The sequence below is a fragment of the Protofrankia sp. CiP3 genome, assembly GCF_917627345.1.
Lineage (GTDB): Bacteria > Actinomycetota > Actinomycetes > Frankiales > Frankiaceae > Protofrankia.
Map to the genome: position 1 here is coordinate 1 of NZ_CAKJTM010000174.1, position 1061 is coordinate 1061.

Genomic DNA, 1061 nt, shown 5'->3' on the forward strand with positions numbered 1-1061 from the left:
CGGACACCGCCGCCGCGGCCGCCGGCGCGCCGCAGGTAAGGAGGATCGCGTAGAGCTCCCGGGCGACGTACCGCTTCAGACAGCGGATGATCTCCTTCTTGGACGTGCCCTCGGCGGTGCGGCGCTCGACGTAGGCCCTGGTCGCCGGGTCCCAGCGCAGCCGGGTGAGCACGACGGTGTAGAGCGCGCGGTTCGCCTGCCGGTCACCGCCCCGGTTGAGCCGGTGGCGGTTCGTCCTGCCAGAGGACGCCGGCAGCGGGGCAACGCCGCACAGCATCGCGAACGCGGCCTCGGAACGCAGCCGTTCGGAGTTGTCACCGGCGGAGACGAGCAGCTGGCCGGCGACGTCCGGGCCGACGCCGTTCCCCTCGAGCAGCCTCGGCGCGATCTTCTTGAGAAGCCGGTCGATGACCGTGTCCAGCTCCTTGATCTCGGCGGAGAGATACTGGTGGCGCTGCGCGAGGCTGCGCAGCGCCAGGCAGGCCGCGATCGCCGGCTCCCCGGCCTTCGCCGCGTCGGCGTCGGCACCCGCGCAGACCGTGACCAACTGAGCGTTGGCCAGCGGGGACAGTTCCGCGCGCAGCGCCTCCGGGGCCGTCACGACCAGCGCCTTCATCTGCTTGATCACGTCGGCGCGGTGGTCGACCCCGCCGCGCCGCGCCACCCGCAGCATGCGCAGCGCCTCGACCTGCCCCGTCCGGTCCTTGGGCACTCCGGTCCGCCGGCCCACGAGCGCCGCGCGGGCGGCCGCCTCCGCGTCGACCGGGTCGGACTTGCCCTGCCACCGCCGGGCCTTGCGGTCCGGCCGGTCGATCTCGACCAGCTCCATACCGGCCGCGGTGAGGTGCCGGGCCAGGCCGGCGCCGTAGGCACCGGTGCCCTCGATCCCGACCTTCACCACCGTGCCGAACCCGCGTAGCCAGTCGAGCAGCCGCTGGTAACCGGCCCCGGTCGCCGCGAACTGCTCTGTCCCGAGCAGCCGCCCGGCCATGTCGACCACCGCCGCCGTATGGGTGTCCTTGTGCGTGTCCACACCACCGACAACCTCGATCGTCTCGATC

General features: G+C 73.2%; 1 protein-coding gene. It reads right to left on the reverse strand.

The window, feature by feature from the left end; translation table 11 throughout:
- A partial coding sequence (locus tag MJ797_RS25480; protein ID WP_239342084.1) for an IS110 family transposase occupies nucleotides 1-1060 on the reverse strand: 1060 nt, incomplete at its 3' end.
- Nucleotide 1061 lies beyond the last annotated feature (1 nt).